The organism is Saprospiraceae bacterium (genome assembly GCA_016709995.1).
Lineage (GTDB): Bacteria > Bacteroidota > Bacteroidia > Chitinophagales > Saprospiraceae > JADJLQ01.
In genome coordinates, this window is the sequence record JADJLQ010000001.1 from 2,383,428 (window position 1) to 2,399,213 (window position 15,786).

At 41.6% G+C, this 15,786-nt stretch carries 11 protein-coding genes; 6 read left to right on the forward strand and 5 right to left on the reverse strand.

The window, feature by feature from the left end:
- Positions 1-198: 198 nt before the first annotated feature.
- The 5 genes from IPJ09_10075 (at position 199) to IPJ09_10095 (ending at position 8,697) form a co-directional block, all read left to right on the forward strand.
- Positions 199-2,295, forward strand: coding sequence for a S9 family peptidase (locus tag IPJ09_10075; protein MBK7371770.1), 2,097 nt, complete (start codon positions 199-201; stop codon positions 2,293-2,295).
- Positions 2,296-2,427: 132 nt separating this feature from the next.
- The gene (locus IPJ09_10080) at positions 2,428-2,787 is read left to right on the forward strand and encodes a hypothetical protein (protein ID MBK7371771.1); all 360 of its coding nucleotides are present in this window, start codon (positions 2,428-2,430) and stop codon (positions 2,785-2,787) included.
- A gap of 209 nt (positions 2,788-2,996) precedes the next feature.
- Positions 2,997-4,082 carry an efflux RND transporter periplasmic adaptor subunit gene (locus tag IPJ09_10085; GenBank protein MBK7371772.1) on the forward strand — a complete coding sequence of 362 codons (1,086 nt, stop codon included), beginning with the start codon at positions 2,997-2,999 and terminating at the stop codon, positions 4,080-4,082.
- Between the two features lie 30 nt (positions 4,083-4,112).
- Positions 4,113-7,271 (forward strand): efflux RND transporter permease subunit, encoded by a 3,159-nt coding sequence (locus IPJ09_10090; GenBank protein ID MBK7371773.1) that lies wholly within the window; start codon positions 4,113-4,115, stop codon positions 7,269-7,271.
- Between the two features lies 1 nt (position 7,272).
- Entirely contained in the window at positions 7,273-8,697 is a 1,425-nt protein-coding gene (locus tag IPJ09_10095) for an efflux transporter outer membrane subunit (GenBank protein ID MBK7371774.1), read from the forward strand.
- A 10-nt stretch (positions 8,698-8,707) separates the two neighbouring features.
- On the opposite strand, the gene IPJ09_10100 is transcribed toward IPJ09_10095, so the two are convergent.
- Positions 8,708-9,841 (reverse strand): mannonate dehydratase, encoded by a 1,134-nt coding sequence (locus IPJ09_10100; protein ID MBK7371775.1) that lies wholly within the window; start codon positions 9,839-9,841, stop codon positions 8,708-8,710.
- A gap of 225 nt (positions 9,842-10,066) precedes the next feature.
- Here IPJ09_10100 and IPJ09_10105 point away from each other — a divergent pair, with 225 nt between their 5' ends.
- Entirely contained in the window at positions 10,067-11,479 is a 1,413-nt protein-coding gene (locus tag IPJ09_10105; GenBank protein MBK7371776.1) for an AAA family ATPase, read from the forward strand.
- Positions 11,480-11,488: 9 nt separating this feature from the next.
- Here the strand turns inward: IPJ09_10105 and IPJ09_10110 are convergent, their stop codons facing one another.
- The 4 genes from IPJ09_10110 to IPJ09_10125 form a co-directional block, all read right to left on the reverse strand.
- Positions 11,489-11,728 (reverse strand): type II toxin-antitoxin system PemK/MazF family toxin, encoded by a 240-nt coding sequence (locus IPJ09_10110; protein MBK7371777.1) that lies wholly within the window; start codon positions 11,726-11,728, stop codon positions 11,489-11,491.
- A gap of 141 nt (positions 11,729-11,869) precedes the next feature.
- On the reverse strand, positions 11,870-12,775 hold the full coding sequence (locus tag IPJ09_10115; GenBank protein ID MBK7371778.1) for a TIM barrel protein: 906 nt from the start codon (positions 12,773-12,775) through the stop codon (positions 11,870-11,872).
- 33 nt (positions 12,776-12,808) lie between these two features.
- A complete protein-coding gene (locus tag IPJ09_10120) occupies positions 12,809-13,348 on the reverse strand; it encodes a hypothetical protein (GenBank protein MBK7371779.1) in 540 nt (179 codons plus the stop codon).
- A 144-nt stretch (positions 13,349-13,492) separates the two neighbouring features.
- A complete protein-coding gene (locus IPJ09_10125; GenBank protein ID MBK7371780.1) occupies positions 13,493-15,697 on the reverse strand; it encodes a PQQ-binding-like beta-propeller repeat protein in 2,205 nt (734 codons plus the stop codon).
- Between the last annotated feature and the right edge of the window lie 89 nt (positions 15,698-15,786).

Consider the following 15,786-nt stretch of genomic DNA (forward strand, 5'->3'; position numbering starts at 1 on the left):
AAGAGTTGTTAAAAAAAATCACTAAAAATAATCTCCATAGTGAAATAGATACTGGCTGGCCTAAAAGACGAGAAGTATGGCAACCTGATAATCTATATTCCATTTAAAAATGTAGAGGTTAAAGCTCCTCATAGATTAATAAAATATTTTAGCATCCAAGCTATCCAGTGCTTACTAATAATTAGATAATTTAACCTCATGAAAAAACTACTTTTCCTTTTACTCTTTGGGCTCAACTTATCTGCTCAAAATAAGCTAACCCTTACCAACTTTAAAAACTACCCCTTTCCCACCGAACTCACCGCTGCGGCAAATGGCTCCAAAATTGCTTGGGCCCTCGATGAGCAAGGGCGTAGAAATGTCTATGTGGCAGAGGGTCCTGATTTTATAGCCAGGAAACTTACTGATTTTACGCAAGACGACGGGCAGGAAATAACCAGTCTGCAGATTTCAGATGACGGAAGCAGGGTTGTCTTTGTGCGTGGCGGTGAACATAGTGGTAATTGGGACGAGGAACTACCAGTCAATCCGACCTCTGAGCTGCAGCCGTTTAAAGTAAAAATCGCCTCTATTCCGTTTGCCGGTGGCAGTGTACAATATATTTCGGAAGGTGACCAACCTGTCCTCTCACCGGATAATCATTCATTGGCATTCATAAAAAGCGGCCAGGTGTGGATGGCACAGCTGGACAGTGTGAATGATGCAAAAAATCTTTTTACAACCAGGGGGACAGTAGGTTCCTTAGACTGGAGCCCGGATGGATCTGCTTTGCTCTTCGTGTCAGATCGCGGAGACCATTCCATCATCGGCGTGTATAGTGTAGCGCAAAAATCTTTAAAATGGATCGCCCCTTCGTTCAATCAGGATGATTCACCGCAGTGGTCACCGGATGGTAACAAGATTGTATTTGTCAGAATGTCCGGATCAGGTGGCGCACCAGACTCTATGTTGGTGAGGCGACCTAAGCCCTGGAGCATATACATTGCTGACCTGGCTACCGGCACTGCAAGTCTATTGTGGCAATCAACCAGTACATTGCGAGGCTCTATTCCGACTACTCATGGTGGATTTAATCTGCACTGGGCGGCCCATGATCGCATCGTGTTTTTATCCTACCAGGACGGTTGGCCACATCTTTATTCCATGAATGCCCAAGGCGGCAGTCCACTCCTGCTTACGCCAGGCCATTTTATGTGCGAGCATATTGCATTGAGTGCGGATAAAAAATATCTGACCTTCAGTACTAATTCCGGACCGGATAAACTTGATCTGGAACGAAGGCACGCAGCAATCGTAAGTGTGGATAAAGCTGATATGCGGGTGCTTACGCCTGGATCAGGTATTGAATGGGCTCCTGTCGTTCTTCGTGGTCAAATAGTGGCTTGCCTCAGTGCCACCGCTCAAAGACCTCCAGTCCCCGCCCTGGTGCCGGTATCAGGTAGCAATACGCTTAAGCTGATAGGCACTGATTTAATTACAGATGATTATCCTTCGGGTCAATTGGTCACTCCACAACAGGTGATCTTTAAGTCTCTGGATGGAGTCGAAGTGCATGCGGATCTTTTTATGCCCTCAGGAGGCCCAGCCAAAAAAGCTGCAATAGTATACGTGCACGGTGGTCCACCCCGCCAAATGCTATTGGGATGGAACTATTCGGATTATTATTCTAATGCCTATGCCTCTAACCAATATCTCGCGAGTCTTGGCTATGTCGTATTATCTGTCAACTATAGATTGGGCATTGGATATGGATACGAATTCCATCAACCGGCAAAAGGTGGCATCAATGGTGCTGCAGAATACCAGGATATCAAAGCTGCCGGACTCTGGCTTCAAAAACAAAGCTATATCAACTCCGGCAAGATTGGAATATATGGCGGTTCATATGGTGGGTACCTCACTGCAATGGCTTTAGCCAGGGATTCCAAAATATTTGCCGCAGGAGTAGATATACATGGCGTACACGATTGGGGCGCTTCCAGAAATATCATGAACGCTTATTCCAATAAAACGGAAAAAGCTCCAGACTATGAAAAAGCGAAACAGGTAGCCTGGTTATCATCCCCTATCTCTTCCATGAAGACCTGGACCTCTCCTGTGCTTATCATCCACGCAGATGATGATCGCAATGTCCGGTTCAATCAAAGTACAGATCTCATCCAAAGGCTGGAGAAACAAGGTGTGCCTTACGAAACGATGATGATCGTAGACGATACCCATCATTGGTTGAAGTGGGAAAATTCGGTGAAAGTATATGGGGCGGTGGCGGATTTTTTTGAGAGGAAGTTGAAGTAGGAGGGATTTTAATGGCAAGGATCCCGTTGAATTAAAATAAATTTTTAAGCAAATGTGAAAAATTTTATCACTCATTAATAATCTGTTAATGCCTCCATTTATAAATAATCACTGAATACCTTTGGCGGCTGGATGATGAAAAACATCTTTTCTGCTATTAGTATTGTGTTGGCGATAATCGCCTCGGTTTCTTCATATTCCCGCCACCAGCTGGCTACAACTGATCTTGCGTTCACATCCAAAGATCATAATTTTTTAAGAGATCATGCCTGCGGTGAATTACCTATGATTGAAGCTATCCTGTTGGAATTGACAGATGACGATATTGCTCATGAGGGTAAAAAAAACACAGGAATCAGCAAATCTTTCTCTAAGTCAGTTTTGACTCCGGGCAAATCATCATCATGCTCATTCTCCAAAGCAAAGTCATCCAAATCCTTTATCCAAATTTTTCCTGCGCTCTATATTTTCATCAGAGTCTTAAGGATTTAATTTTTTTCTTTCCTTCGCAGAATTATCAGGTCATCCCACGCTCCTGATAAATATAATACCCTCCCAAAGCTGTAGGAGTATAATTTCAAATCATTTTTATCCTATTCGTCAGGAAATATGCGGTGTCCTCCGCTTCAACCTGACCCTCAAAAATTAAGGGGTTCAATACCCTTATTTAATAAAACATTACTACCTAAAAATTTATGAATATGAACAAATCCATTCTTATAATAAGCCTGGTTACACTATTCTTTTTTACAGCATGTAATCCTAAACAAGAAGTAGCTGTCAAGGAAGAAGGCACTTATAAAGTAACATCTCCCCTCATCCTGGATACTTCTACGGTCAAAGATTATATAGCAGGAATCCAATCCATTCAAAACATAGAAGTGAGGGCAAAAGTAAAGGGATACCTGGAGTCTATCGCAGTAGATGAGGGACAACTCGTGACCGAAGGTCAAACCCTATTTACGATCCGTTCACGAGAATTTGATGCTGAGTTGGCTAAGGCGCAGGCAGAGGTTAAAACAAACGAACTGGAAATGGAAAATGTCAAATCCCTGGCAGATAAAAATATTGTTTCCCAGACTGAGTTAGGATTAGCCATCGCAAAGCTCAACGAAGCAAAAGCTCAACAAGGCATCGCGGAAACTAATCTTTCCTTTACCAGGATTACAGCTCCTTTTAGTGGCACAGTAGACAGATTAAAGTTTAAAGTAGGAAGCCTGATTGATGAAGGATGTATGCTAACTACCTTATCCAATAACAAAAGTGTATACGCCTATTTTAATGTATCTGAAAAAGAGTATTTGGATTTTAAATCAAGGTCTAAAAACGATGCAAGAAATACTGTGTCTTTATTATTGGCCAATGGTCAAATGCACAAATACAAAGGGATCATCGAAACCATTGAAGGAGAGTTTGATAAAAACACCGGCAATATTGCTTTCAGGGCAAAATTTCCCAATCCTGACCTGCTGTTAAAACATGGTGAAACCGGCAAAGTGCAAATGACAGTAGATCTACCACATGCGCTCCTGATCCCACAAAAAGCGACTTACGATCTGCAGGATAAAACCTATGTATATGTTTTGGGTGAAAACAATACGCTCAGATCAAAAAGCATTACCATCCACCAAAGACTGTCCAATTTATATGACATTGGGTCGAGCCTTTCACCTACCGATAAAATACTCTTAGAAGGAATACAGAATGTAAAAGATGATGATAAAATCACTCCACAATTCGTGCCGGCCCGAGAAGTCCTGGATCATTTGGAATTGATCAAACAATAGAAAATCTCACCACCCATAAGTAAAAAAATAATGTTTAATAAATTTATTCATAGGCCAGTCCTATCTATAGTCATATCACTTTTGATCACGCTATTGGGAGCTTTAGCACTGGTCAAATTGCCAGTCACGCAATTTCCTTCCGTATCCCCGCCTAAAGTGAATATTACAGCGGAATATCCAGGAGCCAATGGCGAACTCATGATCAAAGCAGTTGTCATCCCATTGGAGCGAGCTATCAATGGCGTACCGGGCATGAAATATATTGCATCTGATGCTGGAAACGATGGGACAGCATCTATCCAGGTTGTATTTAATCTGGGCACAGACCCAAATATTGCCTCGGTCAATATACAAAACAGGGTCGCTGCCGTAATCAATAAACTACCTCCTATTGTTGTCCGGGAAGGAGTAAAGATCACCCGGGAAGAATCCAATATGCTCATGTATGTCAATGTGTATAGTGTAGATACTACGCTCGATGTAAACTTTTTGTACAATTTTGCCGACATAAATTTATTGTCTGAAATAAAGCGGGTCGATGGGGTGGGCTTTGCTGACATACTGGGAGACAGAGAATATGCGATGCGGATTTGGCTCAAACCAGATCGAATGCTGGCGTATAAAATCTCAGCCGATGAAGTGTTGGCTGCCCTGGACGAACAGAGCCTGGAAGCTTCGCCCGGAAGAACAGGTGAAAGCTCCGGCAAAAGATCAGAAGCGTTCGAATATGTATTAAAATATCCCGGAAGATATACTACTAAAGATGGGTATGAAAATATCATATTAAGGTCCACACCCGATGGTGAAATACTTAGGGTAAAAGATGTGGCCGATGTTGAGTTTGGAAGTTCATACTATGATTTATATTCAAAACTGAATGGTCATCCTTCTGCAGCCATTATGATAAAACAATCCTACGGGAGTAATGCCCGCGAAGTAATAGCCAATGTGAAGAAAAGACTGGAAGAGATCAAAGAAGCTTCTTTCCCCAAGGGTATGAACTATGAAATAAGTTATGATGTATCCACATTTTTGGATGCATCGATCGAGAAAGTGCTGCATACCCTGGGAGAGGCATTCTTATTGGTAGGCCTGGTGGTATTCATCTTTCTCGGTGATTGGCGATCTACTTTGATTCCTGCTATCGCGGTTCCTGTATCGCTCATAGGTACTTTCTTTTTCATGCAATTTTTAGGAATCACACTCAACCTGATTACTTTGTTCGCGTTGGTACTGGCGATTGGGATCGTCGTGGATAATGCGATTGTGGTCGTCGAAGCAGTGCATGCTAAGATGGAAGAGCACCACCTGGATGCGCTGCCAGCCACTGAACTGGCTATGTCAGAAATCAGCGGCGCTATAGTAGCTATCACTTTGGTCATGGCAGCCGTGTTCATACCGGTAGCTTTCATGTCAGGCCCGGTGGGCATTTTTTACCGCCAATTTTCTGTGACCATGGCTACCTCCATTATCCTGTCTGGAGTAATAGCCTTGACACTTACTCCTGCACTTTGTGCCATCATGCTTAAAAATACCCATAGCAAAGCCAAAAAGAAAAACGTAATCAACTTCCTCCTCCTGGGTTTTAACAATTGGTTTAACCGGGTATTGGGTACCTATAAAAACATCCTGACGCGCATTGTCAATCGCCGCATAGTTACCGCCCTTGTACTTTTAATATTCTGTTTATTAACCTGGAAGATAAGTGGACTGATACCATCCGGATTCATTCCAAATGAAGATCAGGGAGTATTTTATGCCATCGTTTTGACTCCACCGGGATCTACCTTAGAAAGGACGGATGAAATATGTGATGAAGTTCAAAGAGTAGCTTCCGGAATTGAAGGTATCGCCTCCGTATCATCCATGTCTGGCTTTGAAATTTTATCAGAAGGGACTGGAGCTAACGCTGGTACCTGTCTAATAAACCTAAAATCCTGGAAGGACAGAAAGCATTCGATGCAGGAGATCATGGATGAATTGGAAGAAAAGACAAAAGATATCAAAGGCGCTTCCATCGAATTTTTTCCACCGCCTGCCGTACCCGGATATGGTGCGGCCGGAGGGTTTGAATTGAGATTATTGGACAAAGCTGGTAGTGGCGATTTTAAAAAAATGGAAGAAGTGAGTAAAGACTTTGTACAGGAGCTCAATAAAAGACCGGAACTGTCCTCAGTATTTACGTTTTACAGCGCAAGCTTTCCCCAATACATGCTCAATGTGGATAACGACAAAGCGCAGCAGAAGGGTGTAACCATTGAAAATGCAATGAATACACTTTCGACACTCATTGGAAGCAATTATGAAACCAGTTTTATCAAATATGATCGTCAATACAAAGTGATGGTTCAAGCACTCCCTCAATACAGGGCTTTGCCAGAAGATATTCTCAAACTATATGTAAAAAATGATCGGGAAGAGATGGTACCCTTTTCATCCTTTATGACGATGGATCGTGTGTATGGCCTGTCTGAAATCACCCGGCACAACATGTACAATGCTTCCGAGGTGAGCGGCAGTGCAGCAGCAGGGTATAGTAGTGGCACCGCCATAGAAACCATTGCAGCAGTAGCTAAGAATAAACTACCTCGTGGATTTGGCATTGACTGGGCAGGTATCTCGAAAGACGAAGTAGGCCGAGGCAATGAGGCTATTTATATATTTTTGATCTGCCTGGCCTTCGTGTATTTATTATTAGCTGCGCAATATGAAAGTTTTATTTTGCCCTTCCCGATCCTATTGTCCTTACCTGCAGGAATATTTGGAGCTTTTTTCTTTCTAAAAATACTTGGATTAGAAAATAATATTTATGCTCAAATCTCTATGGTCATGTTGATTGGTTTGCTGGCCAAAAATGCTGTATTGATCGTAGAATTTGCAGTACAAAAACATCGGGCCGGCTCTTCCGTATTTCAAGCTGCTATCGAAGGAGCTGCTGTCCGGCTCAGACCGATATTAATGACTTCATTTGCCTTTATCGCTGGCTTGATACCCTTGGTGATGGCTAGCGGGCCAGGTGCGATTGGCAATAGGACTATTGGGAGCGCTGCCACCGGAGGCATGCTATTTGGCACACTGTTCGGTGTCCTGGTCATACCCGGTTTGTATTTCATTTTTGGACGCGAATCTGAGAAACATATATTGATAAAAGATGAAGATGAAAATCCTTTAACTGAAGAACTAGATTAAAATGAAAATTATTAAATACCTGATCCTATGCTTGACTATGGGCATACATATGTCTTGCAAGATCCCAATGACCATGGAAAGCCCTGCAATCAAATCAATTCCAAAACAATACGCAGATGTTTTGGATACGACTGATATCGGTAATATACAATGGAGGAACTATTTTAGTGACCCCTACCTGGTAGATCTAATAGATACTGCCATTCAAAATAACCCTGAACTATACATCACCTTACAAGACATAGAGATCGCAAGGAATAAAATAATGATGAAAGATGGCCAGCTCCTGCCTCTGGTATCTGTAGGAGGCGGACTGGGGCTCGAAAAAGTTGGGCGTTATACCTCCTCAGGAGCCGGAGATGCATCTACAGAGATCACCCCCGGTAAAAAAGTACCTGATAATCTCACTGATATCAATATGGGATTGGCTGCGAGTTGGGAGGCGGATATATGGGGTAAGCTGCACAATGCGAAGAAGACTGCTTTTACCGAATATCTGGCGAGCAAGGAGGGTGAAAACTTTGTACTAACTAATCTTGTATCTGAAATAGCTAACAACTACTACGAATTGCTTGCATTGGATAATGAATTAGAAATTATAAGACAATCCATTCGCCTGCAGCAAAATCAATTGGAAATAGTCAAAGTACAAAAACAAGCGTCGGTGGTTAGCGAATTAGCAGTCAAACAATTTGAAGCTCAGTTGCTGAGTTCACAAGGTTTGGAGTATGAAACGCTCCAGAAAATCACCGAGACAGAAAACAATGTCAATTTTCTACTCGGCAGGTATCCCGTAAGAATCCAGCGGAATCCAGCTTCGCTGGACTCCCTGTTTCCACCCCAGGTACAATCCGGCATTCCATCTCAACTGCTCCGAAACCGCCCCGATATCAGGCAAGCAGAATTGGAGCTCACCGCAGCTAAACTAGATATTAAAACTGCCCAATTGGAGTTTTTACCTTCACTGGGGATTGGTGGTCGATTAGGCTTGCAATCGTTCAGTCCAGCCTATATTTACAAAATTCCAGAATCGCTGTTGTATTCCCTGGTAGGTGATCTGACAGGCCCGATCGTCAACCGTAAAGTATTGATGGCAGAGTTTAAAAACGCCAATGCCCGACAGATCCAAGCATTGTATAATTACCAAAAGACGATTCTGAATGGTTTTAGAGAAGTGTCCAATGAATTTTCCAATATCGATAATCTAAGTAAAATGTACAGTCTTAAATTTACAGAATCTGAAGTACAAAACCAGTCAATTGACATCGCTAACGACTTGTTTAAATCTGCTCGGGCAAATTATCTCGAGGTACTTACCGCCCAACGCGAAGCGTTAGAGACTAAACTGGAATTGGTTGAAATAAAAAAAGTACAATTGAATAATGTGGTTGGACTATACAGAGCTTTGGGGGGAGGGTGGAAATAACGATTACTGATTAACCATTTGAAAGCACTGCCCACATCATCGCCCTGCAAAATCCTGCATTAAAACATTCAGCAGCATATCCGCCACCGCCACCGCCGCCAGCAACACCACCACTAATGCGACTACCCGGATAATCCCGATCGTAATCAAGAATATGCGGATGCTCTGCCCACATGGTACGGCTATAACCATGTTTGATCAGTTCCTGCATGACTGCAAACATATTGACTTGGCCTTCGTCGATAAAACACTCCGTGTATTTATTGTATTGCTCCTGCGAGATCACATTTCGGTAATGCATATGGTTGATTCGATCACGGGAAGCAAAATATTTACACACTTCTACAGGGTCTTCACCCATCTCTTTAGTCACACCACAATCAAAGGTGATCCCATTGGATGGACTGTCTACGATAGTTATCAGCCGCTTGAGGCCGGCCAGGTTAGCCAGGATCTGGTCAGAGCCATGACTCTGTTGTGAGACCGGGTCATTGGGATGACAGGCCATACGAACTCCTGCTTTTTCTGCTACGGGTATCACGGCTTTGAGAAAATATTCAAGATTGGCCCAGATCTCATCTGCTTTTCGTATCCCGATCTCCGGTTTGGCAGGAAGGTCTTTTACTTTGCTGTAATCAAAACCAGTGATGCCAGAACCTCCCCTACCTTCCACTTCAAAATAACCATCTGTCAGTCTGTCGACATACCAATTGTATTCCACATTCGCGAGGCCGCAGCGACCTGCGACTTTGAGGGATTCGATGATTTTATTTATTTCTTCATCGCGATTAGGCCTGGCGAGTATGATATCAGCACCTACGACATACATCAGGTTGTAGAGCGTAAGTCCGTTGTTCTTAAAATTGTCCATATAGCCCCGGAGGTCTGATTCGACCCACTGACCTGGTAATGCTACTGAGCTGACATAATTTATCCCTATTTGTTTGAGTCGACGCATAGATTTTTCGTCGGTATTGACGCGAAGGCCTGAAACCATTTTGGGTGTTGAGGGTCCTTCCGATAGAGGCCACTGCTTGTTCTTTTTAGGCTTAGAGTTGAGAAACGCTAGTTCCGAATTAGGCAGCAGCGGCCAAACAGCTAATGAAGATGAATTTTTAATGAAGTCTCGACGGTTATTATACATGAATTATAGTTTATGGTGTATAACGAATATAAGGAAATCTACGAAAATGATATTTTTCATTTTTAGTCATTTAAAACATATTCCTGTACTTACCTAATATTTTTACATAGATAAATACAAATATAATTTTAATCCACATTGTAAAATCATGTAAGATCCGCAAAGTAAAAAAATATATAATACTTGTATTTATCTATGTACTTTTGATAGATAAATACAAATAGCATGATATCGAGGACACTCCAGATAGCTCAAATGAAAGATATACTTCACCTAAAAAGATCATCCTTCGTGGCAGTGACCGGTCGGCGTCGGGTCGGCAAAACATACCTTATAGAAGAAGTATACAAAAAACATATCTGTCTTTCAGTAACTGGCATACAGTCCGGAGACAAACAGACCCAAATCATAAACTTTGAAGATAAAATCATCGAAAAATTTAAAAAAGTCTTGTCTAAGCCTTCAAAAAACTGGCAGGAACTGTTCATCTTGTTGAAGAAGGCATTAAAAACATTGCCAAAAAATAAAAAGCAGGTCATATTTCTGGATGAATTACCATGGATGAACACCGCTAAATCAAATTTTATTCAACTTCTTGCTCATTTATGGAATGATTATTTATCAAAGGAGAAGCATTTTATATTAGTCATATGTGGATCATCTACATCCTGGATCCATCAAAAGATAATAAACGATAAAGGGGGCTTTCATAATCGTCTAACACACAGCATCCACCTGGATCCATTTACCTTGTCTGAAACAAAACAATTTTTACAATCAAAAAAAATTACTTTAACCGATACGGCCATAGCAGAAATATATATGGCTATTGGCGGCATTCCTTTCTATTTGGAAGAAATAAAAAGAGGTGAAAGCACAAGAGCAAGTATAGAAAGAATGTGCTTCAAAACCGGGGGCATTCTAAAGAAAGAATACGAAAATCTATATAGAGCTCTATTCGACAATGCGATATTACATGAGTCCGTTGTCGCTGCACTAGCTCTATCCAAATCAGGTCTTACAAGGGATGAAATAATATCAAATTCAAAAGTCCGTGCTGGAGGGCCCATTCAAAGGACCCTGGATGATTTAAAAATATCGGGATTTATCGTCGAAGAAAATCAGTTTGGCAAAAGGAAAAGAGGGGCAATTTACAGACTGATCGACGAATACTCTGTATTCTATCATCGATTCATAAAAAATCAAAAACAGACCAAATCTGATATTTGGTCGCTGGTTTCCAATACACAGTCATACAAAATTTGGCGAGGGTATGCGTTTGAAACACTTTGTCTAAAACACATAGAGGAGATAAAACATGCCTTGGGCATCGGTAAAGTTTATACAGAGACTTCGACCTATAAATACCAAAATCAAAAGGAAGGTATTTGGATAGACTTCGTAATAGATAGAAAAGATGCGGCAATAAACCTTTGCGAATGTAAATTCTATGAAGCTCCGTTCGAAATAACAAAAATATATGGAGGGGATCTTCAAAAAAGGAAATTTATCTTTCGCGAAAAAACGAATACTAAAAAGTCAGTATTTACCACGCTGATCACCAATCATCCCCTCAAAGTAAATCAATATTCATTGGAAGTAGTTGATGCCAGTATACATGTAAGTGAATTGATGTAGTATTTAGGACTAAATCTTCTCCTTCAGCCATGTTTTTATTGATGAAATAAACCCAAAAAATTCATTAGGGATGAATTTTTTATCCTCCGGATTGATTTTAGAAGTAATCGTCATCAGGTATGAAATTCCCAGAACATTAAATTCTTCAACAGAACTTACTAAGGCTGGTCTCTTGCCCTTTTGCTCATGCCCTAAAGAAGGATCACAATCTATCATGATGATATCTCCACGCCCCGTTATATAATTCATTGTTATAATTCTTCAAGTCTGGTGCGACCCCATTCCTTCGAAATGATCCAACACACCTTTTCTGGTCATTCCTTTTGAGAAGTTCTTTACATGGTATGCACTAAGCTATACTTTTTATGATATGGGCTGGATTTTTATCCGTCACCTAAACACCCTTTTTACATTCATCAAATCCATCCTGTGGGCTTCTACAACGCTCATTGTATTAGGTGTCTTTTCCTCCAGGCACTGTTCGATGACCAGGTGAGGCATGACTTTTAATCTTTTTAATTCGGCAGCAAATCTGCTATAATCTATATCACCCTCTGCAGAAAAAGTCTCTTTCCAGATACCCTGCTGTGATTGTCTGATATGCAATTCAATGACCCGATGCCCATACATCTTTAATACATCAAACACAGCCAGTTCGGAATCATCCGATCCTCTATAGACCCAATGGACATCAAAACAAAAAGATACATTTCTGGCCGTGGTGTTTTGGAGCATATGGTGAAATTCTCTTGCTCCGGCCCTCAACTCCATATTGTGAGTATGATAGGCGAGATGGAGACCTTTAGCTCTGAGTTTGGCTCCTAACTCCTCCAGTGCCCTGACTTGTGTTCGGAGTTCCTCATCAGACTTATTTGTTGGTTGACTCCAGGTGATAGGATTCGGATTGGTCACAATAATTTTGGTACCATGCCCTCTGACGACATCCGCTATTCGTAGGATATGTTGTAGCGTAGCTTGAACTTTTTCTGCCTGATGTAACACACTGCCTACATAAACTGATGGCATCTGAATATGATACTTTTTCAATACGGATATATAATCGATGGCCATCTTTTCAGAATCCAGGCTAGGTTCTATTGCAGTAAGACCTGAGGTAGCATACAGTTTGATATCTTCATCCAGGTCTTTGCCCCATTCTTTTCCGTCGCGACGAAAAAACGTAAGCCAATCATAGGTGTTGGATGAGATCGGATATTGACCAGGCTTTTCTATACCCAGAGGCAATAATGAAAGGACCGGAATCGATTTAATAAATGTTCTTCGGCTTTTTTTCATATTCTTCCGTGTCTAACGAAATAAAAACTCCTGTCACACTCTTTCTATTTGAATGCCGTTCTTTTCCCACTGATCCATCAATTTTTTTAATTGTTCGATCATATAGTAGGACTCAAACTCAAAAAAGTAAGTATGATTATGGTGATTGTGACTGATTGAAATTAAATTTTTCTTTATACCCTTTATAGCTGAAGCCCAGGAATAATGATTTGGTATCTCAAGTACTTGAGGCAAGATGATTTTAGTGTCTTTATTTAGATCAATACACTCAAGCATCTGATGTTGCCTGGATTTAATATAAAAATGTCCCTCATCCATTTGAATCATATTCTCTCCGGCTAGTTGAGTACGCTTCCTTGCATAATTCAATGTCAACCAAGATCCAACTTGTTGTAGTGCAAACATTAGTATCAGACCCGGTATAATTAATTTTACACCCCACAAAATTTTTGTACAAATTATAGGAAAGGCTATTAAAAAGACAGGTAGTAATTGTCTGGCGACAAAGAGTACGCTCTGACTATGTACTATATCAAAGTATCTTTTGTCCTCTATAAATTTTGCCTTGAACATAATTTTTAAATTTATAAGGCATTTTAATAAAAATCATTTTCAGGTACATCAGTGGGTATCAGAGCTAAGTTCTTGCTATTTGTCAACGATTTTCTTTAACTCAAAAATAATTGATAGTACATCAAAATAACAAATAAGTCTTTACTACTTCAAGGCAAATGCCATATACCATCCCCCAGGTTTGGCTCCTCTGGCACCTCCAACTGCCAATGCGATATATTGTCTACCATCTACCTCATAGCTGATAGGAGTAGAAAATCCTCCTGCCGGAAGCTGATATTCCCATACCACTTTACCTGTTTTTTTATCAAAAGCCCTGAATCGTTCGTCCCGGGTAGACGCTATAAAGATCAAGCCGCTTGCAGTCACCACAGGCCCTCCGTAAGTCTCGGTGCCTGTCTGCAGTACCCCTTTGGCAGTCAGTTCGGGAAATTCACCGATAGGGACCGACCATAGATAATCGCCTGTCTTGAGATCGATCGCATTGAAAGTACCCCAGGGCGGTTTGATAGCAGGGTACCCATTTTGATCTGTAAATCGCTGCCAAACTTTTATTGTGTATTCAGGATCATAAGGGAACACAGTTTTATTTATGGCTATGGTATCGGGGATCTTATGTTCTTCGCGTGCGGTGGACGAAGGTTTTGGTTCTTTGTTGAGCAAATAATCCGCCAATGCCTTTCGATCTCCCTCACCGAGATAAGGAAAAGCGGGCATTCGGCCATTGCCAAGCTGCACCAATGTACTGATCTGATCGGCAGTTCTTTTTTTGCCGATATCTATCAATGTTGGCACGACACTTCCATTGCCTTTGCGATCAGCTCCGTGACAGGCAGCGCAATTTTTGATAAACAGCGAATTGCCTTTTGATAAGGTCATCAGCTCTTTATTGCGCGTGGCTTTATCTGTCATCCAGAGCTCCCAGGGGGCGATATTTACATTTTGATATAAGATTCCTTCTGGATCTATGGCATTGCCGCCCCATTCCGCACCTCCGCTGTATCCAAATAAAATGGTCCCTTTCGAACTCGGTGGAGTAAACTGATCAGTCGTAGGAGGAAATTCTTTCAACCTGTTTTTTACAAACTCATGAGATTCAGGAGAGATATTGGTGATTTCACCTTCTGTAAAAATCTGAGGCATTAAGGATTTTGGTTTACTGGGCAAAGATTGCACAGGGTATGGATGTTCGCCAGGCAAACCATCAGTAGGCACAGATCTTTCTTCTAATGGGAAGAGGGATTCGCCCGAATCTCTGTCGAGCACATATACATACCCATCTTTGCCAACCTGTACCACTACATCCCGTTTTTGACCATTAAAATCTATGGTGGTAAGATTGGGTGGAATCGGGAAATCGCGGTCCCAAAGATCATGATGTATGGCCTGGTGATGCCATTTACGCACCCCTGTCACAGCATCAAGTGCGACAATAGAATTGGCAAATAGATTGGCGCCTTCACGATCGCCACCATAATAATCGGATGATGGCGACCCGGTACCAAAATAGACTACCCCTCTTTGGTCATCCACAGACATGCCAGACCAATTATTGACTCCTCCAAATTTCTGATAAGCGTCTTTGGGCCAGGTATCATACCCAAACTCGCCAGGCTGCGGGATGGTATGGAACACCCATTTCAACTGACCCGTCAATACATCAAATGCCCTGATATGCCCTGGAGCGGCATCACCACCTTCAGGCAAGCTGGAGCCAATGATAAAGGTATTTTTATAGATGATACCCGGTGAAGTAGCAGTCACCCGAAGATTATTGACCTCATGATTGATCCCCTCACCCAGTCCGGTATGAAGATCTACTCTTCCACCTTGGCCAAATGAGGTAATGATTTTACCATCCGTAGCATTCAAAGCGTATATAAAATAACCTGCTGTATACAATATTCGTTTGTCCGAACCATTTTCCCAATAGGTAACGCCTCTATTGGAATTACTCGGTTGTTGCGGATTTGTGAGATCCGGTTTAAACTTCCAAAGCTCCTCTCCGGTATTGGCTTTTAAGGCAAATACATGGAGTTCGGTACTGGTACCATAAAGTATGCCGTCGATGACTATGGGCTGACATTGGATCTCCCCGATTCTCCTTCGTTTCCCTCCGGTGGTATCGGGAAGCTCGTTGGCCATATACTGCCATGCCACCTGGAGGTTTTGCACATTTTCAAGGTTGATTTGTGACAATGGAGAATATCGGTTATTTGCCTTATTACCCCCATAATTGGGATAATCTTTACCTGCCTGATAGGTAAACGAAGCAGGATCTGATTCCGACCGTTTACAGCTGAATAAAAAGGAGAAGGTGATGACCAATAGAGTCAAAGCATACTTCATTTTTTGATTTAATTTGCACAATGATCCGAAATTAAGTGGTGTTTTCATAAAGAAATTATAAACCCGGCTGCATCTTATTTTAAGTCAAG